At 70.6% G+C, this 21,738-nt stretch carries 22 protein-coding genes; 16 read left to right on the top strand and 6 right to left on the bottom strand.

Annotation, left to right across the window (positions count from 1 at the left end; all coding sequences use genetic code 11):
• Positions 1 to 6: 6 nt before the first annotated feature.
• The 8 genes from OG371_RS16140 (at position 7) to OG371_RS16175 (ending at position 8,574) form a co-directional block, all read left to right on the top strand.
• On the top strand, positions 7 to 1,551 hold the full coding sequence (locus tag OG371_RS16140) for a long-chain-fatty-acid--CoA ligase (RefSeq protein ID WP_329070037.1): 1,545 nt from the start codon (positions 7 to 9) through the stop codon (positions 1,549 to 1,551).
• Positions 1,552 to 1,630: 79 nt separating this feature from the next.
• A complete protein-coding gene (locus tag OG371_RS16145; protein ID WP_329070039.1) occupies positions 1,631 to 2,782 on the top strand; it encodes a TetR/AcrR family transcriptional regulator in 1,152 nt (383 codons plus the stop codon).
• A 105-nt stretch (positions 2,783 to 2,887) separates the two neighbouring features.
• Complete coding sequence (locus tag OG371_RS16150; protein WP_329070041.1) at positions 2,888 to 3,721, top strand: LytR/AlgR family response regulator transcription factor; 834 nt, start codon at positions 2,888 to 2,890, stop codon at positions 3,719 to 3,721.
• Between the two features lie 9 nt (positions 3,722 to 3,730).
• Entirely contained in the window at positions 3,731 to 4,237 is a 507-nt protein-coding gene (locus OG371_RS16155) for a hypothetical protein (RefSeq protein WP_329070043.1), read from the top strand.
• Between the two features lie 67 nt (positions 4,238 to 4,304).
• Positions 4,305 to 6,092: a sodium/solute symporter gene (locus OG371_RS16160; RefSeq protein WP_329070045.1), complete on the top strand. Its 1,788-nt coding sequence runs from the start codon at positions 4,305 to 4,307 to the stop codon at positions 6,090 to 6,092.
• Between the two features lie 59 nt (positions 6,093 to 6,151).
• Entirely contained in the window at positions 6,152 to 6,472 is a 321-nt protein-coding gene (locus OG371_RS16165; RefSeq protein WP_329070048.1) for a DUF485 domain-containing protein, read from the top strand.
• 50 nt (positions 6,473 to 6,522) lie between these two features.
• Entirely contained in the window at positions 6,523 to 6,873 is a 351-nt protein-coding gene (locus OG371_RS16170; RefSeq protein WP_329070050.1) for a rhodanese-like domain-containing protein, read from the top strand.
• A 792-nt stretch (positions 6,874 to 7,665) separates the two neighbouring features.
• Positions 7,666 to 8,574 carry a DUF4328 domain-containing protein gene (locus OG371_RS16175; protein WP_329073097.1) on the top strand — a complete coding sequence of 303 codons (909 nt, stop codon included), beginning with the start codon at positions 7,666 to 7,668 and terminating at the stop codon, positions 8,572 to 8,574.
• 1 nt (position 8,575) lies between these two features.
• Here OG371_RS16175 and OG371_RS16180 read toward each other — a convergent pair whose 3' ends face one another.
• Positions 8,576 to 9,178 carry a TetR/AcrR family transcriptional regulator gene (locus OG371_RS16180; protein WP_329070052.1) on the bottom strand — a complete coding sequence of 201 codons (603 nt, stop codon included), beginning with the start codon at positions 9,176 to 9,178 and terminating at the stop codon, positions 8,576 to 8,578.
• Between the two features lie 90 nt (positions 9,179 to 9,268).
• Here OG371_RS16180 and OG371_RS16185 point away from each other — a divergent pair, with 90 nt between their 5' ends.
• Complete coding sequence (locus OG371_RS16185; protein WP_442876114.1) at positions 9,269 to 10,843, top strand: MFS transporter; 1,575 nt, start codon at positions 9,269 to 9,271, stop codon at positions 10,841 to 10,843.
• Positions 10,840 to 11,649: a mycothiol conjugate amidase Mca gene (gene mca, locus OG371_RS16190; RefSeq protein WP_329070056.1), complete on the top strand. Its 810-nt coding sequence runs from the start codon at positions 10,840 to 10,842 to the stop codon at positions 11,647 to 11,649. Before OG371_RS16185 ends, mca begins: the two co-directional genes overlap by 4 nt.
• Positions 11,650 to 11,731: 82 nt before the next feature.
• Here mca and OG371_RS16195 read toward each other — a convergent pair whose 3' ends face one another.
• Entirely contained in the window at positions 11,732 to 12,886 is a 1,155-nt protein-coding gene (locus tag OG371_RS16195) for a cytochrome P450 (RefSeq protein WP_329070058.1), read from the bottom strand.
• A 76-nt stretch (positions 12,887 to 12,962) separates the two neighbouring features.
• On the opposite strand from OG371_RS16195, the gene OG371_RS16200 reads away from it, so the two are divergent.
• The 4 genes from OG371_RS16200 to OG371_RS16215 all read left to right on the top strand — a co-directional run bounded on the left by OG371_RS16200 (position 12,963) and on the right by OG371_RS16215 (position 16,067).
• On the top strand, positions 12,963 to 13,838 hold the full coding sequence (locus OG371_RS16200; RefSeq protein WP_329070060.1) for a DUF5926 family protein: 876 nt from the start codon (positions 12,963 to 12,965) through the stop codon (positions 13,836 to 13,838).
• Between the two features lie 356 nt (positions 13,839 to 14,194).
• Positions 14,195 to 14,548: a DUF952 domain-containing protein gene (locus tag OG371_RS16205; protein WP_329070062.1), complete on the top strand. Its 354-nt coding sequence runs from the start codon at positions 14,195 to 14,197 to the stop codon at positions 14,546 to 14,548.
• Positions 14,549 to 14,742: 194 nt separating this feature from the next.
• On the top strand, positions 14,743 to 15,243 hold the full coding sequence (locus tag OG371_RS16210; RefSeq protein ID WP_329073098.1) for a SigE family RNA polymerase sigma factor: 501 nt from the start codon (positions 14,743 to 14,745) through the stop codon (positions 15,241 to 15,243).
• Positions 15,240 to 16,067, top strand: a complete 828-nt coding sequence (locus tag OG371_RS16215; RefSeq protein WP_329070063.1) for a hypothetical protein — start codon at positions 15,240 to 15,242, stop codon at positions 16,065 to 16,067. The genes OG371_RS16210 and OG371_RS16215 overlap by 4 nt, the downstream gene beginning before the upstream one ends.
• 136 nt (positions 16,068 to 16,203) lie before the next feature.
• Here OG371_RS16215 and OG371_RS16220 read toward each other — a convergent pair whose 3' ends face one another.
• The 3 genes from OG371_RS16220 to OG371_RS16230 all read right to left on the bottom strand — a co-directional run bounded on the left by OG371_RS16220 (position 16,204) and on the right by OG371_RS16230 (position 18,966).
• The gene (locus OG371_RS16220) at positions 16,204 to 16,755 is read right to left on the bottom strand and encodes a ferritin (protein WP_329070064.1); all 552 of its coding nucleotides are present in this window, start codon (positions 16,753 to 16,755) and stop codon (positions 16,204 to 16,206) included.
• 151 nt (positions 16,756 to 16,906) lie between these two features.
• Positions 16,907 to 18,091 carry an arginine deiminase gene (locus OG371_RS16225; RefSeq protein ID WP_329073100.1) on the bottom strand — a complete coding sequence of 395 codons (1,185 nt, stop codon included), beginning with the start codon at positions 18,089 to 18,091 and terminating at the stop codon, positions 16,907 to 16,909.
• A 50-nt stretch (positions 18,092 to 18,141) separates the two neighbouring features.
• Positions 18,142 to 18,966 (bottom strand): CPBP family intramembrane glutamic endopeptidase, encoded by an 825-nt coding sequence (locus OG371_RS16230; RefSeq protein ID WP_329070066.1) that lies wholly within the window; start codon positions 18,964 to 18,966, stop codon positions 18,142 to 18,144.
• 99 nt (positions 18,967 to 19,065) lie between these two features.
• Here OG371_RS16230 and OG371_RS16235 point away from each other — a divergent pair, with 99 nt between their 5' ends.
• A complete protein-coding gene (locus OG371_RS16235; protein WP_329070068.1) occupies positions 19,066 to 19,533 on the top strand; it encodes a PPOX class F420-dependent oxidoreductase in 468 nt (155 codons plus the stop codon).
• A 90-nt stretch (positions 19,534 to 19,623) separates the two neighbouring features.
• Here OG371_RS16235 and OG371_RS16240 read toward each other — a convergent pair whose 3' ends face one another.
• A complete protein-coding gene (locus OG371_RS16240; RefSeq protein ID WP_329070070.1) occupies positions 19,624 to 20,424 on the bottom strand; it encodes a DUF2470 domain-containing protein in 801 nt (266 codons plus the stop codon).
• 122 nt (positions 20,425 to 20,546) lie between these two features.
• On the opposite strand from OG371_RS16240, the gene OG371_RS16245 reads away from it, so the two are divergent.
• Entirely contained in the window at positions 20,547 to 21,620 is a 1,074-nt protein-coding gene (locus OG371_RS16245) for a hypothetical protein (protein ID WP_329070072.1), read from the top strand.
• Positions 21,621 to 21,738 lie beyond the last annotated feature (118 nt).

The raw sequence follows: 21,738 nt of genomic DNA on the forward strand, positions 1-21,738 counted from the left end.
GCGGCCGTGTACCTCACGCAGACGCTGCACCAGGCCCTGCAGCAGGGCCCGGACCGGCCGATGACGGTGTTCGGCGACCGGGTGCGCACGGTCGCGGAGTCGGCGGACCGCGTGGCCCGCCTGGCCGGCGCGTTGCGCGGGCTGGGCGTGGGCTCCGGCGACCGCGTCGGCATGCTCGCCCTCAACTCGGACCGCTACCACGAATACCTGCTGGCCACGCCGTGGGCGGACGCGGTGCTGAACCCGGTGAACGTCCGGTGGAGCGCCGCGGAGATCGCCTACGCGCTGGCGGAGTCCGACACCCGGACCCTGCTCGTGGACGACACCTTCGTCCCGATGGTCGCGGCGCTGCGGGAGAAGTTCCCCGGACTGTCCACAGTGGTCCATCTCGGCGACGGCGCCGCGCCCGGGGGGACGCTCTCGTACGAGGAGCTGATCGCCTCCGCCGAGCCCATCGAGGACGCCCGGCGCGGCGGCGACGAGCTGCTCGGCGTCTACTACACCGGCGGCACCACGGGCACGCCCAAGGGCGTGATGCTCAGCCACCGCAACCTGTTCACGTCCGCGATCGGCAGCCTGGCCACCGGCACGTTCCACACGCCGGGCGGACGCCTGCTGCACTCCGCGCCGATGTTCCACCTGGCCGACGGCGCGTCGTGGGCCTCGGGCCAGCTGGTCGGCGCGACGCAGGTGATGGTCCCGTCGTTCACCCCGGCTGGCGTGCTCGAGGCGATCAGCCGCGAGCGGATCACCGACGCGCTGCTGGTGCCCACCATGGTCCAGCTGCTGGTGGACCATCCCGACGTGCCGAAGTACGACCTGTCCTCGATGAAACACGTGGTCTACGGCGCGTCGCCGATCTCCGAGGCGGTGCTGGAACGCGCGCGCAAGACGTTCCCGGGCGCGGAGTTCACCCAGGCGTACGGGATGACGGAGCTTTCGCCCGTCGCCACGCTGCTGCTGCCCGCCGACCACGACAACCCGTCGCTGCGCCGGTCCGCCGGCCGCGCCGCGCCGCACTCCGAGGTGCGGATCGTCGACCCGGACGACAACGAGGTGCCGCGCCACACCGTCGGCGAGGTGGTCAGCCGCGGCGACCACGTGATGCTCGGCTACTGGAACCGCCCCGAGGAGACCGCGACCGCGTTGCGCGGCGGCTGGATGCACACCGGCGACGGCGGCTACATGGACGAGAACGGCTACGTCTTCGTGGTCGACCGGATCAAGGACATGATCGTCTCCGGCGGCGAGAACGTGTACTCCGCCGAGGTGGAGAACGCGCTGGCCAAGCACCCGTCGGTGGCTTCGTGCGCGGTGATCGGCGTGCCCGACGACCAGTGGGGCGAGCGGGTGCACGCCGTGGTCGTGCTGCTCGACGGGCAGCAGGCCGGCGAGGACGAGCTGCGCGACTTCTGCCGGGAGGCGATCGCCGGGTACAAGGTGCCGCGTAGTTTCGAGTTCGCCGAGGCACTGCCCATGTCGGGCGCGGGCAAGATCCTCAAGCGGGAGCTGCGCCGGCGGCACTGGGGCGAGCGCAAGCAGGTGAACTGAGGACTCGTGAGTGCCTATGCCGGTTCTAACCGTCATGAACACTCACGAGCCCGGAGTGCAGGAGTGCTGGAGGAGGACAATGGTCGCGCCGACCTCGCCCCTGAGGGGCACCCGGCCGCCGAACCGCCGTGAGCTGATCATCGCGGCGGCCGGGGACCTGTTCGTGCGCGACGGCTACTCGCGGGTGGCGATGAGCGACATCGCCGAGGCCGTCGCGATCGGGCCGTCCGCGCTGTACCGGCACTTCCGCGGCAAGCAGGAGCTGCTCGGGGCCGTGGTGCTGGACGCGTTCACCACCATCGGCGCGGCGGTCGACGGCTCGGCCGACGTCTCCGGCACGCTCGCCGAAGCCGTCCTCGACCACCGCGGCCTCGGCGTGCTGTGGCAGCGCGAATGCCGGCACCTGGACCCGGAAGAACGGGAAAAGCTGGTCGCCCCACTCGTCGGCCTCGCCGCGTTGCTCGCGGGCATGCTGCGCGACCGGCGGCGCGAGCTGACGGCCGAGCACGCGGACCTGCTGGCGTGGACCGTGCTCGGCGCGCTGATGAGCGTCTCGTTCCAGCGCGTGGAGCTGCCGCGCGAGGAGTACGTCGGCCTGCTGCGAGACGTCGTGACGGCCGTGGCCGACGTGGACCTGGCCGCGGCGCCGGCCGTGGTCACCCCGGCCGAGTCCGGCCCGGACCCGGACTCCCGCCGCGAGCTGCTGCTCGACGTCGCGATCCGGCTGTTCGCCGAGCGCGGCTTCGACGGCGTCGCGATCGAGGAGATCGGCGCCGCCGCGGGCATTGCCGGCCCGAGCATCTACCACCACTTCGCGAGCAAGCGCGAGCTGCTGCTCACCGCGATGCTCGACGGCGCCGAGCAGCTCGGCCTCGGGCTCACGAAGGCGCTCGAGGAGCCTTCGCCGGACGCCGCGCTCCGGGAGTTGCTCGGCTCGTACGCCGGCTACTCACTGACACACCACGCTGTCGTAGAGGTGCTCGTCGCGGAGGTCGCGCACGCGCCCGAACCCGAGCGGCACCGGATGCGGCAGGCGCAGCACGACTACATCGCCGCGTGGGTGCGGCTGCTGCGCGAAACGCGCCCCGGCATGGAGCCGCAGGAAGCGCGCGTACGCGTGCAGGCCGTGCTGACCGTGGTCAACGACGTGAGCCGGACCCCGCACCTGCGCGCACTGCCCGGAATCGCCGGGCACCTGTGCGCACTCGGGGTAACCCTGTTGGCCCTGTGACCGTGCCGGGCGCGTGACGACACTTCCGGCAAAGGGGTCGTCCGCCGGCCACTTCAGGGCAGAAGCCCGAGGCGGGACTGGACATTGCACTCGGCAATGGGCAGGATGCGATTCACTGTGAGTGCTCACGACGACACCCGGAAGCTCATCGTCCTGGCGGTGGACGACGAGCCAAACGGCCTGGCCATGCTGACCGAACGTCTCGAGAACAACCAGCACGTCGCCCGGGTCTTCAAGGCGCTGGACGCCTCCGACGCGCTGCGCCTGTTCTCGCACGACGACCCGGAGCTGGTGGCCCGGCGCGCAATGGGCCGCCCGACCGTCGACGCCGTGTTCGCCGACATCGACATGCCCGGGCTGTCCGGGATGGAGATGTCCCGGGTGATCACGGCGATGACCCCGTCCCCGGTGCTGGTGTTCGTCACCGGCCACGCCGAGGAGGCGGTGAACGCGTTCGACCTCGGCGCCGTCGACTACGTGCTCAAGCCGTTCCAGCAGGACCGGCTCGACCGCGCGGTCGCCCGCGTGCGCGAGAAGCTGACCGCGGCCGCCGCCCCGCCGCCGGGGCAGGGCCAGGGCGAGCCGGTGAAGAACGACGACGAGGTGATCCCGGTCGAGCTCGCGGGCACCACCAAGCTGATCCCGCGCTCGTCGGTGCGCTGGGTGGAGGCGCAGGGCGACTACGCCCGGCTGTTCACCACCGAGGGCAGCCACCTGGTCCGCATCCCGCTCGCCCAGCTCGAGGAACGCTGGGAGAAAGCCGGGTTCGTCCGCATCCACCGGTCGTTCCTGGTCGCGCTGCCGCTGATCACGGAGCTGCGCATGGGGCAAGGCGGCTACCAGGTCGTGATCGGCAACGAGGAGAAGGTGCTGCCGGTCAGCCGGCGGCACACCCGCGCGCTGAAGGACCGGCTGGTCGGCTCCGGCCGGGGCGGCTAGCCCCCGACCGTGACCTCGTCCGAAGACCCCTACCACCGGCTGGCGAACGGCGTCCGCAAACCGGACCCGACGCTCGGCCGCAAACCCGACGACCGCGCGGTCGTCGAGTCGGTGCCGCCCGCGCCCGAGCCGTTGCGCCCGGCCGAGCCCGCCCACGAACGGCCGAAACGCCAGCGCGTGGTCCTCGCGGACTCCCGCGCGTCGTCCGGCCGGATGCAGGCGCGGATGGAGCTGGAGGAGCAGACCAGCTGGGGCAAGCTGCTGGTCCGCGACCTGGTGAAGGTGCAGCTGCGGACCTCGGTGCTGTTCTCGCTGTTCGTGCTCGTGGTGCTCGGCTCGCTGCCGGTGCTGTTCTACGCGCTGCCGTCGTTCGCTCGGTTCACCGTGATCGGCATCCCGATCCCGTGGCTGCTGCTGGGAGTGCTGCCGTTCCCGTTCCTGTTCGCCGTCGGCCTCTGGTACAACCGGTTGGCCGAACGGCACGAACGCGACTTCGTCGACATGATCGAAAACTGAGCGCAGGGACCGGAAAGCCCCGGTAGCGGGCATGACCGGACCACGCGCACGTGCGAGGATTCGAGCCGTGCTGCTGAACCCGTGGGCCTTGACCGGCGTCGTGCTGGTCGCTTTGGCGACCTACTACCTCGGGCACCGCTCCTCGCGTTCGGCCACCACCACCCACGACTTCCTCGTTGCCCGCCGCACGGTGCGCTCGCGACGCAACGCCGCGGCCGTCTCGGGTGAGTACCTGTCCGCGGCGTCGTTCCTCGGCGTCGCCGGGATCGTGCTCAAGGAGGGCGCCGACGCGACCTGGTACCCGATCGGCTTCACCGCCGGGTACCTCGCGCTGATGCTGTTCGTCGCCGCGCCGCTGCGCCGCTCGGGCGCGTACACGCTGCCGGACTTCGTCGAGGCGCGGCTGGGCTCGAAGGGGCTTCGCCGGTTCTCGACCGCGTTCGTGATGTTCATCGGGATCCTTTACATGGTCCCGCAGCTGCAGGGCGCCGGGCTGACCCTCGCCTCGATCCTGCCCGTGCCGATGTGGGCGGGCGCGGTGCTGGTGACCGTGCTGGTCGCGGTCAACGTGATGGCGGGCGGGATGCGCGCGATCACCGTGGTGCAGGCGTTCCAGTACTGGCTCAAGCTGTTCGCCATCGCGGTGCCGACGTTCGTGCTGTGCATGGTCTTCTTCTCCGGCGGCGGCCCCGGCGGCGTGCGCTCGCTGGGCGCGCCCGCGCCGCCGGTGTTCACCTCGGACACCAAGGTCTCGGTGCAGACCGACGTCACCGTGAAGGTCACCACGGAGACGTACTTCCACGCGTACGGCCGCATCGACGACGGCCCGGCCGGCGGCGTGGCGCGCTGGTCGCCGCTGGTGCCGCACAAGGTCGCCGAGGGCACCACGCTGGAGTTCGCTGCGGGCACCCCGGTGCCAGTGGTCAGCGACGCGCCCGCGTCGAACGACGCCTGGCTGCACCCGGCGTCCGGCAACCTCACCGACCTGCTGCAGACGTACTCGCTGATCTTCGCGCTGTTCCTCGGCACTATGGGCCTGCCGCACGTGCTGGTCCGCTTCTACACCAACCCGGACGGCAAGGCCGCGCGCCGCACCACCGTGCACGTGCTGCTGTTGCTGGGCTTGTTCTACCTGTTCCCGACGATGCTGGGCGCGCTGTCGCGGATGTACGTGCCGCAGCTGCTCGTCACCGGCAACGCCGACGCGGCGGTGCTGATGCTGCCCACGGCGATGCTGCCCGGAGTGCCGGGCCAGATCCTCGCGGCGGTGGTGGCGGCGGGCGCGTTCGCGGCGTTCCTGTCCAGCTCCTCGGGGCTGCTGGTTAGCGTGTCCGGTGTGGTGTCGACGGACCTGTTCCCAGGGCGGGTCAAGGACTTCCGGCTCGGCACGGCGCTGGTCGCGGTGTGCCCGCTGGCGCTGGTGTTCGTGCTGCGCACGGAGGACATCTCGCTGTCGATCGGGATGACGTTCGCGCTCGCCGCGTCGACGTTCAGCCCGCTGCTGCTGCTCGGCGTCTGGTGGCGCAAGCTCAGCTGGCCGGGCGCGCTCGCCGGCATGGTGGTCGGCGGCGGCCTGGTGCTGGCGGCGCTGGGCATCAGCATCGCGAGCGAGTACACCGGGAACTGGGCGCCCTGGTACACGGTCCAGCCGGCGCTGATCACCGTGCCTGCGGCGTTCCTGACCACGTACCTGGTGAGCCGGCTGACCCGGTACGGGCGCCCGGAGCTGGTCAACGACATCATGCTGCGGCTGCACGCGCCGGACCCGCTCGGCCTGATGCAGGACCGCGCCGTCGCCCGGTTCGGCCAGGCGGAGGACAAGGCCAGGGCCGCGCGGGGGCGTCACCGCAAGTAGCGGCGGTTTCACCTGATGCGAGCAGGCGGGCTCGGCCTTGCGGGGCGGAAAATCTTCTCATGCCGGATGAGGACACCGAGCCGGACTGGGAGCAGATCCAGGCGAGCCCCGAGTTCACCCTGCTCCGCCGCCAGGTGCGGGCGTTCGTGTTCCCGATGGCGGCGCTGTTCCTGGGCTGGTACCTGCTGTATGTGCTGCTGGCGGCGTACGCGCACGGGTTCATGAGCATCCGGCTGTGGGGCGAGGTGACGGTCGGGCTGGTGCTGGGGCTGCTGCAGTTAGTGTCGACGTTCCTGATCACCTGGCTGTACGTCCGCTACGCCGCCCGCCGCCTGGACCCACTGGCCGGCCGCATCCGCGCCGACGCCGAGCTGCACTGATTTCCGGCTCCTCACACGCGCGCAACGCCTGGACGTGGCAGCATGGAACCGTGGTGAGCCCTGCTGAACTGCCGACCGCCGAGGTCCGCGACCTGCCCAAGGACGGCGTGACCCTCCTGGACGTCCGCGAGGACGACGAATGGGCCGCCGGCCACGCCCCCGGCGCCAAACACATCCCGCTCGGCGAGTTGACCACGCGAGTCGACGAGCTCGCCGAACTCCCCGACGACCAGCCGCTCTACGTGATCTGCCGCAGCGGCGGCCGCTCCGCCCGCGCGACCGCCTGGCTGAACGCCACGGGCTGGGACGCGGTAAACGTCGCGGGCGGCATGGGCTCCTGGGCCACCGAAGGCCGCCCCATGACCACCGACCTCCCCGACACGACACCCGAAGTCCTCTGACGTATGCAGCCAGGCCAGCCATCCGACCCGGACTCCACCGACCCCACGACGGCGCGGGACTCTGCCGTTGAGGGGCTCGGGGCTGGGTCGTTTGGGGCTGGTGGTTCGGCTGTTGGTGCTGGTTCTGGTGGAGCTGCTGCTGACGGTGCTGTCTCTGGGCATGCTGCCGGTTCACCGGGCCAGCCCACCCCGGTGACTGGCGGCACTGCGGCCGCTGCCGACTCTGCTGTTGGTGCCGCCGCCGGTTCGCCGGGCGAGTCTGCTTTGACTGCTGGTGGCCCTGCTGCTGGGGACCTCGGTGCCGCTGCCGGTCCTCCCGGCCGGCCTGCCCCGGCTTCCGACCTGCTCGGGCAACAGCCGGCCGGCCCGTTCGGCGATCCAGCCCTCGCGCCGAGCTGGTCGGGTTCGCCAAACCAGCCGAGTTCGCCAGGTCAGCCAGGCCGGCATCCGGGCACTTCCCCGGCGATGCACCCAGCGCAGGTCGCCGCTTCCGGCTACGCCCCCGCGCAAAATGCTGCCACATCCGGCTATACCCCCGCGTCCGGTTATCCCGGCAACGCAGCTGCGCCCGGCTACGCCGCCGCGTCCGGTTACCCCGGCGCCCCCGCTTACCCGGCCGCATCTGGTGACCCCGCGGCACCCGGTTACCCAGCCGTGCCTGGCTACCCCGCACAACCCGCGTATGCCGGTGCCCCCGTCGCGCGTCCGGTCCCGTTCACCTCAGCACCGCACCAGCCCGTCTACCGCCAGCAGGCCGCGCGGCCGCGGACCGATCCGTTTGCCCCCGGCCACCTGCCGGGAAGGCCGCAGCGGGCGCGCTTGCGCTGGGTGGCTTCGCCGCCGCCCGGGGCTTGGCCGCGGCGGCGGGCGGTGGCCGTCGAGCCGTACAGCGGGCCGCCGTCGTATCCCGTGCCCCCGCGCTGGGGGTTCCCGAACCTCGTGTGGCGCCGCCCGACCGCTGTGCCCGGCACGGCGTCCGACGAGGTGCGGCCCATCGACCGGGTCCCGGTCCTCGCGCGCAGCCTCGGCACGATTCTGTGGACGTTCGCGATACTGGCCGTCGTGGCCGCGGGCGCGGAGATCTGGCGTTACGTCCTGCTGGTCCAGAGCCGTGATTCCGCGCTGAACACGTCCGTCGTCGCGTACTCGGACGCCGTCGTCGTCACCGCGGGGCTGCTCACCACGATCCTGTCGCTGCTGCCGGCGGGCCTTTCGGTGTGGTGGCTGCTCGTCGCGCGCCGCGCGGCCGCCGAGGAATCCGGCGACGACCCGCCACGGCCCGTCTGGCAGGTGCTCGTGGGCGTGCTGGTGCCGGTGGCGAACCTGCCGCTCGCGCTGTCGGTGGTCGGCGAGCTGGAGCACGCCGTGCTGCGCCGCCCGCGGGACAGCCGCCCGAAACCGTCGCGGCTTGTGCTCGCCTGGTGGGGTGCCTGGCTGGTGAACTGGATCCTGCTCGCCGTGACGATCATCTGGCGGCTCCGCCCGGGCGTCCAGGCGATGGCCGACAGCGTTGTGCTCGTCGCGATCACCGACCTCACCGCGGCCGGGCTGGCGATCGTCACCTGGCTGCTGATCCGCCGCTTCTCCGACCTCCTGATGCCCATCGCGCCCGACCGCCTCCGCAACCTGCGCGTCCTCAAGATCGACGGCGCCCCGGAGCCCGAACTGCACACCAGCCGCCCGGTCGGCGCAGCTCGCTAGGTCAGACCTCCGCCAACGCCGGCTCCAGCTGGTCGAACGCCTTCCTCGCCGACCTCCGCACCTTCGGCACGAGGTCCGCGGCACCCGCGAACGTCAGATCCCAGACGTCGTCGAAAAGCAGCCGCAGCACCGACGTCAGGTGCGCCGCCGCCGCGCGCGGCAGGATGCCGCCACGAGGGTCGCGGTCCAGCAGGGCGCCGGCGAGTTCCCGCTCGCGGTCGAGGTGCATCTCCGTGAGCGCCGACACCAGCCGCTCGCTGTCCCGGATCATCCGCACGAACGGGACCTCCGCGAAACCCAGCAACGCGCTTCGCTCGTCGAGCGCCGCGAAAAACCCGTCGCGGATCGCCTCGAACGCCGTGTCAGAGGGCCGCTGCCGCACCAACTCGGCCGGCCACACCACGAACTCCGTGCGGACGTCGAAAACCAGGTCCTCCTTCCGCGCGAAGTGATTGGTCACGGTCATCTTGGCGACGCGCGCCGCCTCGGCGACCTCGGCGATCGTCACCACGTCGAACCCGCGATCGATGAACAGCCGCGTGGCCACGTGCGAGATGTTCTGCCTGGTCTCCTGCTTCTTCTGCGCTCTGAGTCCGGTGCTCATGCCTCCCATCTTACTAGGTCCAACCTAATTTTGGGCTTGACCTAGTAACTAGGTTCGACCTAATCTCAGGTCCGACCTAACGAACTGGGGGTGCAGATGACCACTCGCCACGCCGACGCCCACCTGTGGCGCCTGGGCGGTGTGCTGATCATGGGCGCGGTGCTGTCGATCCTCGACGCGACGATCGTCTCCGTCGGGATCGGCTCGATCGCCCACGACCTGGGCAGCTCGATCACCGCGGTGCAGTGGGTTTCGAGCGCGTACCTGCTGGCCGCGTCGCTGACGATCCCGCTGTCCGGCTGGCTCACGGACCGCTTCGGCGGCAAGAACGTCTGGGTCGGCGCGGTCGTGTTGTTCACCGCGGGCACGTTGCTGTGCGGTTTCGCGTGGTCGGCGCCGGCGCTGATCCTGTTCCGCGTCCTGCACGGCCTGGGCGGCGGGCTGATGCAGCCGGTCGGCCAGGCGTTGTTCGCACAGGCCGCGGGCCCGAAACTGGGCCGGATGATCGGCGTGATCACCTTGCCGGCCACGGTGGCGCCCGTCCTCGGACCACTGCTCGGCGGCCTGCTGGTGCAGGGCCTCGGCTGGCGGTGGCTGTTCTTCGGCATTGTGCCGCTCGGCGTCGCCACGCTTGTCCTCGCGCTCCGTCTCCTGCCCACGGCCGAGCCTCCCGAAACCGACGAGCCGGCTCGCGCCGACGCTCGTGATCCGGCTGCGTCGACGGGATCGGCTGTGGATGAGCAGTCGGATCTGGCGGTGCCCGCGGAATCGGCTGCCCGGACGGGGTCGGCGGCTCGGACGGGATCGGCTGTTCAGGCGAGACCGGCCGAATCGGCAGGACTGGCCGTGGCGGCAAAACCCACCGTCCGGACGGGATCGGCGAAGTTGGGCCCGACCCAACGAACGCCGCGGCGCGACCCGCTCGACGTCCGCGGCCTGCTCCTGCTCCCACCCGGCCTCGGCGCGCTCGGCTACGGCCTGGGCGACGGCAGCGGCGTTTTCGCGATCGTCGGCGTGGTCCTCCTCGTCGCGTACGGTCTGCACGCGCGGACCGCCCGCGCCCCACTGCTTGACCTGAAGTTGTTTTCCCACAAGGAATTCGCCGTCGCGAGTGCGAGCACGTTCCTGCTCGGCGCGTCGCTGTACAGCTCGATGCTGCTGCTTCCGCTCTACTACGAGCAGGTCGAGCACACGAGCGCCCTCACCGCCGGTCTGCTGCTCGCGCCGCAGGCGCTGGGTTCAGCGGTGGTACTGCTCTTGGGCGGCAAGCTGCTCGTCAGGTTCGGCCCACGCACGATGATGCTGGCCGGTATCGGGCTGTCGCTGCTGGGGACAATCGCGTTCACCCAGCTCGGAGATGGGCCGAGCCCACTGTTGCTCACAGCGTCACTGCTGATCCGTGGGCTGGGCCTCGGCGCGACGACCACACCCGGCATGACGATGCTCTACGGCTCCCTCGACCGCAGCCGCATCCCGCGGGCGGCGAGCGCGGTCAACGTCGTCAACCGCATCGGCGGGTCGTTGGGGACTGCGCTCCTCGTCGCGGTCCTGCACTCCGAGCCGGGCGGCGCCGGCGCGTTCGGCGCCACGTTCACCTGGGCGCTCGGGCTTTCTGTACTGAGCCTCGTGCCCGCCGTCTTCTTCCCGAAGGGAGCGCGGAAATGACCCTCCGCCTGTTGTCCGTCCACGCCCATCCGGATGACGAGTCCAGCAAGGGCGCGGCCACCCTGGCCCGCTACGCCGCCGAGGGGGTCGACGTCCTGGTCGCCACCTGCACCGGCGGTGAGCGGGGAGATGTGCTCAACCCAGCGTTGGACCGGCCCGAGGTGTGGGCGGATCTGCCCGCCGTCCGCCGCCGCGAGATGGCCGCGGCGGCGGAGATTCTCGGTGTGCGCCAACGGTTCCTCGGCCACGTCGACTCCGGCCTCCGCGAGCCGCTCCCGGACGGCTGTTTCGCGCGACTGTCCATTGAGGACTCGATGCGGCCGTTGGCGGAGCTGATGCGCGAATTCCGTCCACAGGTGGTGATCACCTATGACGAAACGGGAGGTTATCCACATCCTGATCACATTCGGACCCACGAGGTCACTCGCGCGGCCTTCGAGGCTGTGGACAACGGCGAGCCGCGCAAGCTGTACTACCAGGCCGCCCTCAGCCGCGCGTGGTTCCAGGCAATGCACGACGCCACGCTGGCGGCAGGCCAAGAATCCCTGATGGGCCCGGTCCTCGAGGAACTACCGCCGACCGACGGACTGACCGTCACGACGAAGATCCGCTGCGAGCAGTACTTCGACGCCCGTGACCGGGCCCTGCGCGCGCATGCCAGCCAGGCCGACCCGGCGCACCCCTTCTTCGCCCACTCCCGGGACGTCGAACGCGCCGCCTGGCCCTTCGAGGACTACCACCTGGCCGCCACGAATGTCCCCACCACACCGGGCATCGAGGACGACCTGTTCGCCGGAATCCGCTGACCCGCCCCTGACTGCCGGGGACGTCCAACCGCGGCCTGTCCAGCAACCCGTCGGCCCAGCAGGTCGCGAAAGGACCTTCGGCTCAGAGGGCTACCGGCAGGGTTCGCAGGCCGCGGATGACGAATTCCGGGCGGCGTTCCGGGGTGGACGCCAGGCGCAGGCCCGGGAGTCGCGAGGTCAGGGCTGTCAGCGCGGCCGCGATCTCGACCCGGGCCAGTGGCGCGCCGATGCAGTAGTGGATGCCCATGCCGAAGCCGAGGTGGGCGTTGGGCGTGCGGCCGATGTCCAGGACGTCCGGCTCGTCGAACACCTTCGGGTCGCGCGCGGCCGCGCCCAGGAGCGCGCCGATCTTCCGGCCGCGCGGCACGGGGAAGCCGGCGATCTCGACGTCGTCGGTCGCGGTGCGCTCGAAGAGCTGAAGTGGCGCGTCGAAGCGGATCAGCTCCTCGACGCAGGTGTCCAGCAGTGTCGGGTCGGCCAGGAGGCGTTCCCATTGCGCGCGGTGGGTGAGGAGGGCGGTGACGCCGTTGCCGATCACGTTGACCGTCGCCTCGTGGCCCGCCATGAGCAGCAGGACGGCGGTGGCCACGACCTCGTCCGGGCTCAGCTCGCTGGCCCGCAGGTCGGCGACGATGCCGCGCGGAGTGCCGCGGACCACGTCGCGCAGGTACTCGACGAAGTCGGCGGCGGCCTGCTCGGCGGCGTCGCGGCCGGGCTCGGGCTGGCCGTACTCGTACATCTTGACGATGGCGTTGCTCCACGCCACCAGCCGCGGCCCGTCGTCGGCGGGGATGCCGAGCAGCTCCGCGATCACCGCGACCGGCAGCGGCTGGGCGAGGTGCTCGAGCAGGTCGGCCTGGCCGTCCGCGGCGATTTTGCCTGCCAGCTCCGCCACCATCGCCTCCGCGACGCGTGCCACCATCGGCTGCAGACGCTGCACGTGGCCGCGGCCGAACTCGCCGGCGATCACGCGCCGCAGCCGCGTGTGGGCGGGCGGCTCGTTCTCCAGCAGGGAGTTGCGGTGAAGGAGGTTGAAGGACGCGAAGCGCTCCAGCGGCTGCGCGTCCGTCCAGATCCGGCCCAACCCGCGGTGCCGAAGCACAGCGGCGGACGCGACATGCGACACCGTGATCGCTATGTCGAGCCCATCGTGCCGATGCACCCCGCCTTCGGCGCGCAACGCGGCGAACGCGGGGTACGGGTCGGCGAGGAACGCGGGATCACGAGGGTCGAACACCAGCCGACTCTAACCCGGGCGCCCCGCCGGGCCGCCGCTTCGATAGCGTCTGGCACCGAGCTTTGAGGAGGCTGAAGTGGGCAAGGGCGCGCGTAAAAAGGGTCCGAAGCAGGACCGCGTTCCGAAGGTGCGCGACGTCTTCGTCGGGCAGCCCTTCGAGGGACTGGCGGCGGAACCGGAGCTGATCGCGCTGCGCGAGTTCGTCCCGTCGGCCACGGCGAAGCTGACGCTCGTCGACGGCAGCGACGTCACGCTCGGCACGGTGCTCCCGATGGCGGCCGCCGCGTTCGTCCGTTCCGACGGCGAGCGCTTCCTCGGCCTCCAGGTGCAGACCCGCTCGTCGGACATCAGCCGGGACCTCGGCCGTTCGCTGCGCTGGCTGCTGTCGGCCGAGCCGGGTGACGTGCTGTCGGTCCCCGACACGACGACGCCTGCCGACCCGGACGAGCACAACCGCCTCCAGAACATCCTCACCCCCAGCGCCGAACTCGAGGTGACCATCCACAGCGACTTCGCGTGGTGGCTGCCGGAGGACGCGGACGCCACCGGTGACGTCGCGGTGTCGCTGGAGCGCGCGAACGCCGCCATCATGCCCACGGACCGCCTCGGCGCCGGCGCCTACTGGGTGCTCGCCGGCGAGAAGGCGCACCTGCGCTGGGTCCGTCCCGAGCCGGAGAACCTGCTGCTGCAAGCGCTTGCGCGCCTCTCGGCCGCGGGCACGCTGGGCCTTGGCGAGGGTACCCGGTACGCCGGTTCGTTCCGCGCCCACGGCCTGCTCGTCCCGGTCTGGGACCTCGACCCGGAAGCGCACGCCCGCGAGTGGGACGAGCCCAAGGACCAGCTCGGCGCCCGCCTGGAGGAGTCCCTCAAGTCGCTCGACGCCGAGCCACTGAACGCCGCCGAGCGCCGTGCTCGTGACGGGCTCATCGGCCGGCAGCTCACCATTCGCTGATCCGGCCGCCGCACCGCTGCACGCTGCGTTGCCGAGCCGCTGCACCACTGAATCGCCGAACTACCGAACCGCCGCCCGCTGACCAAGCGGGCGGCGGTTCGGCGTTTCAGCTGGCTGGGTGTCGGCCTGCTGGCTATGGGCTGGCTGGCTAGGTCCGGCCTACCGATTGGCTTGGCCTACTGACTGAGCTGGACCGACTGGTTAGGTCGAACCCACTGATTGAGCCGGCCAGGCCGGCTGGGTCGAGCCGATAAATAGGTCCAACCCAACAACCCCCGTCCCCGCTCGGGCGAAGGCGATCAACCGGGCGGGAATCACGTTCCGCCGCAGGACCAGGCGATGGCACGATCGGTGACGTGATCCTGCACATCTGCCCCCGCGACGAGTGGGCCGCCGTCCCGGAAGGCGGCCTGTACACCGCGCCCTCGCTCGACGAAGTGGGCTTCATCCACTGCTCCGACCTCGGCACCGTCGGCCTGCCCGCCAACGCCATCTACCGCGGCCGCACCGACCTCCTCCTGCTGGAGGTCGACCCGGCGAAGGTCGGGGCGCCCGTCCGGTGGGAGGACGGGGTCCCGCCGCACCCCGAGGGGATCTTGTTCCCGCACGTCTACGGGCCCATCCCGAGAAACGCTGTGGTCTCGGTACACGATTACCCACCCGACGGGGACGGAACGCTCAAGCTGCCCGAGTCCCTCGCTGCTCGCTGATCCGGCCGTCTCCCGGTGAAGCGGTGACGACGGCCGGACAACCTGTTGGGGGAGCCATGCGTGTTGGGGAAGACGAGGACTCGACGCGCGGCGAGGTTTTGCCTGGAGGTGGCGATACGGTGACGGCAGCGGCACCCGCCATCCCGGGGGCGGAGACGACGTGGGCGGCCGGCAGTCGAGGGAGGCCTGTGGCCGTGCCTGCGGAGTTCACCGACTTCGGTGAGTTCGTGCAGGCCACGCTCCCCGGGTTGCTCCGCTACGGCCACGCGCTCACCGGAAACCCGCACGACGCGGCGGACCTGGTGCAGACGGTGCTGGAGAAGATCGGCGCGCGCTGGTCGTACGTCCAGCAGAAGACCGGCGACCCGCTCGCGTACGTCCGGCGTTCGATGGCGAACGCGCACGTCAGCCGGTGGCGGCGGACGCGGCGCGAGAACCTCGTCGCCGACCTGCCGGAGACCGCGCCGCACCCGGCGGCGGACCCGTTCGAGCACGAGCCGCTCTGGCAGGCGTTGCGAAATCTGCCGCCGAGGCAACGCGCGGTGATGGTGCTGCGTTACTACGAAGGACTCTCCGAAGCGGAAATTGCCGAGGCACTGGGCGTCAGCCAGGGCACGGTCAAGAGCCAGGCCAGCAAGGCCATCGCGTCACTGCGAGTGAAACTCAAGCACGGGGAAGGGAGTGAAGCGGGTTGAACGAGTCCGAGGACGAGCTGGAGCAGCAGCTTCGCGCCCTGTTCGCCGACGAGCGGCTGGGCGTCGAGCCCACGGCCGGCGCCGGCCCGGCCATCGTCGCGGGCGCCCGTCGGCGCCGGCAGCGACAGCGCGTGATGATGGCGTCGACCGGCGCCGTCTGCGCACTCGGGATCGTGGCGGGCGGGCTGACCGCGTTCCGCCTCCACACCCAGAACGGCACGACCCAGATCACCGCGTCGCAGCTGACGGCCAGCGAAACGCCGGTGTTGACGCCGGCGCCGGAGCCCCCGTCAAGCGTGCCGACCGTTGCCGCCCCGCCGCCGGCCGCGCCGCCGTCGGCGGAGATGCACGCCTCGACCGAGCTGCGGCCGCCGCCGCGGCACGGGGCGTCGACCCCCACCGACGCGCCGGCGAAAATCACCAGCGGCTCGCTGCTGACCGCCGACGGGCTCGGCGGCCTCAAGCTCGGGATGACCGAGACCCAGCTCGCCGACCAGGGCATCAAGCTCACCAACGCGAAGCACACCGCCAACTGCACCTACTACGACGTCCAGGGCGCGGGGGTCCCCGCGGCCACCGCGCTGGTCTCGCCGTCCAGCGGCGTGGTCCTGGTCAAGCCCGACGGCGCCGCGCACACGCCCGAGGGGGTCGGCTCCGGCTCGTCCAAGGACGACGTCCTCGCCAGCTACCCGGGAACATCCGTGGAGTCCGGCGGGTTGGTAGCACCGGTGGGCGGCGACGGCTCGTACCTGTTCACGTTGAGCGATGACGGCGCCGTGGCGAGCGTCGACCTCCGCAGCACCAACCAGGACTGCGCCGGCTGATCCCGGCGCTGAAGACGAACCCGGGCTATCCACAGGGGGAGAGCCCGGGTTCGTTTTGTCCACAGGTGGACAACAAGAAGCCCGGGTTGTCCACACATGGGGACAACCCGGGCTGCTCGGGTCTGGCCAGGCCTGGTTACAGCGCGCCGCCGGCGACCGGGGGCATGCCCGAGTCCGCTCCGGTGTCGCCGACGGACTCGCGGTGCAGGAACTTCTCGATCTCGTACACGTTGTCACCCGCGCGCCGCGCGACGGTGAGCAGCGTGGACATCTGCGAGATCTCCTCGACCTGCTCCTTGAGGAACCACTGCGTGAACTGCTCGCTGATGTAGTCCTCTTCGGCTCGCGCGGCCTTCGCCAGCGCGGAGATGTCGGCCGCGACCTCCTTCTCCTGCGCCAGTGCGAGCTCGATCAGCTCGATCGGCGAGGAGAAATCGTTGCGGACGTCGCCGGTCCCGGGGATCTCCAGGTGATGGTCGCGGTCCAGCATGAACTGGGCGAGCGCCATCGCGTGGTTCCGCTCTTCGACCGACTGCTTGTAGAAGTGCTTCGCGAGCTGCGGCAGGTCCTCGTTGTCGAACCAGACCGCGAGCGCGATGTACTGCTGGGAGGCGTTGAACTCGTTGTGGATTTGCGCCTGCAGCAGTTCGTAGAACTTCGAGCGCGGTTCTTTCTTCGTGAGGGCCATGGCCACGACGGTACGACAGATCACTAATTATTTCCACTTTTCCCTGGTGATCTCCACCCTATTAGGGTTACCATTCCTAAAGAAAGCGGGACTTATCTTGGTTAGCCTTCCCTTAATAAGTTTCCATCATTAAGGGAAGGCTAACTTCGCTTTAAATGGTGTCGCGCAGGACCGGGCAGGACATGCATCGCGGCCCGCCGCGACCGGAGCCCAGCTCGGACCCGGCGATCGGCAGTACTTCGATTCCCGCCGCCATGAGGCGTTCGTTCGTCTCGGCGTTGCGCTCGTATCCGACGACCACGCCGGGCGCCAGTGCGAGCGTGTTGTTGCCGTCGTCCCACTGCTCGCGCTCGGCGGTCACTGGGTCGAGCCCAGTGTCGATGACGCGCAGCCGGTCGATGCCCATCGCCTCGGCGGCCGCGGTGAGGAACGGAGCGGGGCCGGCCACCTTCACGCCGCCGTCGCCGGTCGGGCGGAGGGTGAACGCCTTGAGCGAGTCACGCGCCAGCGGGTACATCACCACGGCGTCGGCGGCGACCATCGTGCACACCGTGTCCAGGTGCATCGTCGCGCGCGACTGCTCGATCGGCACCGCCAGCACGGTGTGCGCGATGCCGTCCGCGAACACCGACCGGGCGAGCGACTCCGCCCCCGCGGCCGTCGTCCGCTCGCCGACGCCGATGGCGAGCACGCCGGGGGCCAGCAGCATCACGTCGCCGCCCTCGATGGGCGCCGAGTGCGCGCCGTACGCGCGGGCCGCGTGCCGGAAGCGCGGGTGATAGGCGTAGACGAGGTCGAGCACAGCCGTTTCGCGGCGCCGCGCCGGCATGGTCAGCGACGAGATGGCCACGCGATCGCCGATCCAGGCCGACGAGTCGCGCGTGAACAGCAGGTTCGGCAACGGGTCGACGGCGAAGTCGCGCGGGTCGTGCATCATCCGCACCAGCGACGAACCCTCGGCGAACGGCAGTTCCTCGAACGTCATGCCGGCCATCAGCACCTCGGCGAGGGTGCCCGCGTCGACGCTCGTTAGGTGCGACCTAACGGAATCGGCGAGGTCGCCGCCCAGCCGCCGCTCATCCACAGCCGCGTGCACACCCGCCGTGTGCGCGCGCTGGTCCTCCAGGGCCGTGCGCAGCGAGTCGGCGAGAAGCAGCACTTCGACGCCGCGGCCGCGCAGCACCTCCGCGAACGCGTCGTGCTCCTGCTGGGCGCGGTCCACCCACGGGATGGAGTCGAAGAGGAGCTGGTCGTTGTTGCGGGGCGTCAGCCTTTTGAGCTCGTTTCCCGGCCGGTGCAGCAGAACCGCACGCAGAGGTCCGACTTCGCTGTCCACCCTGGGTGGTGCCGTTTCGTCGATCACGGCCCGAGCCTAATGAGCGCGGGTCAGGGGAGCCAGGAAATGTGGCCTTTCAACAGCGAATACCCGACGAACGACACCACGTCGAAAAGCGTGTGCGCGGCGACCAGGGGCCACAGCCGGTTCGTCTTCTGCCACACGCGGCCGAACACCAGTCCCATGACGAGGTTCCCGACGAACCCGCCGAAGCCCTGGTACAGGTGGTACGAACCACGCAGCACGGCGGCGCCGAACAGGGACGCGTTCTCCCGGACGCCGAGCTGGCGCAGCCGCGTCAGAAGGTAGCCGATCACCAGCACCTCCTCGGCGAAGGCATTGCCGAACGCCGAAAGCGTCAGCGCGATCGGGCGCCACCAGGTATCGCCCAAAGTGGACGGTTGGACCGCGAGGCTGAACCCCAGGTGGTACGAGAGGAAGTACAGGCCCAGCCCGGGAATCCCGATCACCGCGGCGATGCCGAGCGTCACGAGCGCGTCGAATCCGGGCCGGCGCCGGTCGAGGCCGAGGTCGCGGACCTTCAGCCCGGCGCGCCACAAGAGGTACAGCCCGAGGCCGCCCCAGCCGACCAGCTGCAGGGCGTTCAGCAGCTGCTGGAGCAGGTCCAGCAGGCTCGCGGCGGCCTGTGGAACATTGAGCTGCGCCTGCTGCTGCGCGAGCGGCACCGGCCGCAGCAGGGAGTCCACAAGGGACAGCAGGCTGCGCGCGCCGGAGAGGCCGAGCGTGATGCCGAAGACCAGCACCAGCTCTAACTTGACCGCGCGGCGCTCTTTCGCGTCCGTGATCGGCTCCGGGAACGCCGGCGCCACGGGCAGCAGCCAGGATCGCAGGCCCGATCGCTCCGTGGTGCTCATGCGCCCGCTTCGCCGACGACCGGTGCGGCCTGAGCAGAAGGCGCAATGGCGCGTGATTCACTCCCGAGCTCGCTCATGTCCGCACGCTACCGTCGGGGTATGCCGAGGACTATCGCCACCAACACGAAAGTCGACCGCGAAGCGCTGGTCGAGTTCCTGAAGACCCGCCACCACGCGATCCTGAGCACCCGGCGCGCCGACGGGAGCCCCCAGCTATCGCCGCTGACCTGCGGGGTCGACGACCAGGGCCGGCTCGTGGTCGCGACCTACCCGAAGCGGGCCAAGGTGGTCAACATCCGCCGCTCGCCGCAGGTCTCGGTCTGCGTGCTCTCCGACGAGTGGAACGGCCCGTGGGTCCAGCTCGACGGCACCGCCGAGGTGATCGACCTGCCCGACGCCGTCGAACCGCTGGTGGACTACTTCCGCAGCATCTCGGGCGAGCACCCGAACTGGGACGAGTACCGCGAAGCCATGCGCAAACAGGGCAAGAGCCTCATCCGCGTGACGATCGACCGCTGGGGCCCCATCGCGACGGGCGGCTTCCCGCCCGAGCTGGCGGACGACTGATCCGGTGACGGCCAACCATCAACAGGTGGACAACTCCGAGTTGTCCACCTGTTGATTCCACCTGTTGATGATTGGTGAAGCGCTGGCCCGTCAGTCGCCCCGTTGCTGCTGCCGCAGGAACGGGCAGCCGACCAGCCGGCGAAGCTCGGCCGCCAGCTGGGGCGGGCTGTCGACGGACTTGGAGAACGCCAGCCGGACGTCGTGGTCACCGCTGTCGGCCTCGATGCGCAAGCGCAGACCGAAACGGTCAAGGCCGAGCGGCCGGATGCGCCCGCCGCGCAGCCCGGCAGGCAGGTGCTGGGCGAGCTGCTCGACGACGTCGGAATGGTCGCTTTCCAGGTGGCGCAGCCATTCGGCCTCGTAATCGTGGAACGGGTCCGGCGGGGCGGCGCTGAACATGTGCGGCCGCAGCGAGTGCGTGCCCTCCGCGTCGGCCAGCACCAGGGAGGCCGGCGTGAGCCGCAGCAACGTCATGCCGTGGCCGACGTCGAGCAGCCGGTGGTCCGGCCGCTGCTCGGCGATCGAGACGGCGCGGGCGCGCGCCGAGACCGCCGTGAGCGGACGGAGCCACCCGGTTATCCACAGCAGCCCGCGGATCGGCTCCCTCAGGTCCACCGGGGCGTGGTCGGCGAGCTCGACCATGACGCCGAGCTCGCCGCGCTGAGCCTGCCGGGACGTGCGCACCATCGGGTGCTCGTCCGGCAGGAGAATGCTGACGCTGCCGCTGTGGTGCACGTGGTGCAGCACGGGGACGACGCGTTCGGCTTCGCAGTCGGCGCGCTGCTGGGTCGGCATGATCGTCGCCGGCCCGTTCCGTGTCGCGATCGTCTTGGCCCGTTCCGCGGGGTTGGGCGCGGGCGGGCGGCGGACGGATGTCGGGGCCTCGGTCACGGCTCACCTCCTACTTAGGTGAGCCTAACCTGAATTCTGCCGTGTTGGGAAGGGCTGCGCGGTAACGCCACCCTGACGACGGCCGAATACAGGGTGACCTGCGTCGACGTCGAGGGGGAGCCGTGACCGCCAGGCCGGAATCGGAACGTGTCCACGCTTGGGAGCCCGACCCGGAGGTGCCGGCCGGGGCGCTGCCGTTGTTCGGCCAGTTCATGGTGAAGTTCCGTCGGCGCGCGGCCGGAGAGACGGTCATCGCGGCGCTGATCACGCTTGACGGGGTCGCCCAGTTCTTCGCAGGCCGCGACCTCGTCATGCCGATTCTCCTGGTCGCCATCTTCGGCGCTTACCTGGGGCCCAGCGTGTACAACCTCGCGGTCTCCCTGTGGATGAAGCCGCTCCTCGAAGCTAGGTTCGACCTAATCGAATGCGCGCCGGATGCCGCGTTCGCCGCCGGAAGCAAAATCGGGGTACGCCTGTCTGACGGCCGCTGGCTCCGCGCCAAGCTCCCCAAGGGGATGCGGCTCCAACTCGCCGGACGGCGCCGGTTGTGGCTGCTGCGCCTGGGAGACCGTGCAGTGGTGACCGTGCCGGGTGTGCTGCTCGTCCGATCGGCGCGGATTCAGGACGAGCCCATCTCCGGTGCGCAGCCCCTGCCCGTTGCCTCGGTGGAGCCGACTTCGCCTCGGCTCGACCCAGTGCTGACCGCACACCGGCGGGACACGGCTCGCGGGTGGACGGGGTTCGTCGTGGCGTTCCTCGCCCTCTTCGCCTGGGTGAGCTGGTTCAGTGTGGACTTCGCTCGTGCCACGCCCTGGGCCGTCATCCCGGTCGCGATCGTCCTGCTCCTCAGCGGTCTGACCACGCTGATGATGGTCGGCTCCATCATCCTGATGCTCCGGCCGGTGCCGCATGACACCTGGACGGAGCTGAGGGTGGTCCTCGACGGGCCGATCCAGTTCAACGGCCGTGGCATGGCGCGTTTCCGCGGCCGCGCCACACTGCCCGACGGCCGGCCGATCACCTTCCGGGGAGCCTTGGTTCCCGTGTCGGTGGCTGCGAACATCGCCGCCACGGGGCGGCTGTGGACAGCCGGGTTGCCTCGGCCCAGGAAGAGCGCGCCGGTCGGTGTGCCCGGGCATGCGGTGTTCGGCGCCGTCCGCTTCGGCTCACCGCACCGGCCGCACCGAACCGGCTGACTGGACCGAACCGGCTGTCCACAGGCTCGCCGACGTGCGCCGAGCCTGTGGACAGCTCGCTGGGTCCGACCTAACGAACCGTGGAAGCCCGAGCGCTTCCGATGAGCCGGTGGATCTC

The organism is Amycolatopsis sp. NBC_01480 (genome assembly GCF_036227205.1).
Taxonomy (GTDB): Bacteria; Actinomycetota; Actinomycetes; order Mycobacteriales; family Pseudonocardiaceae; genus Amycolatopsis.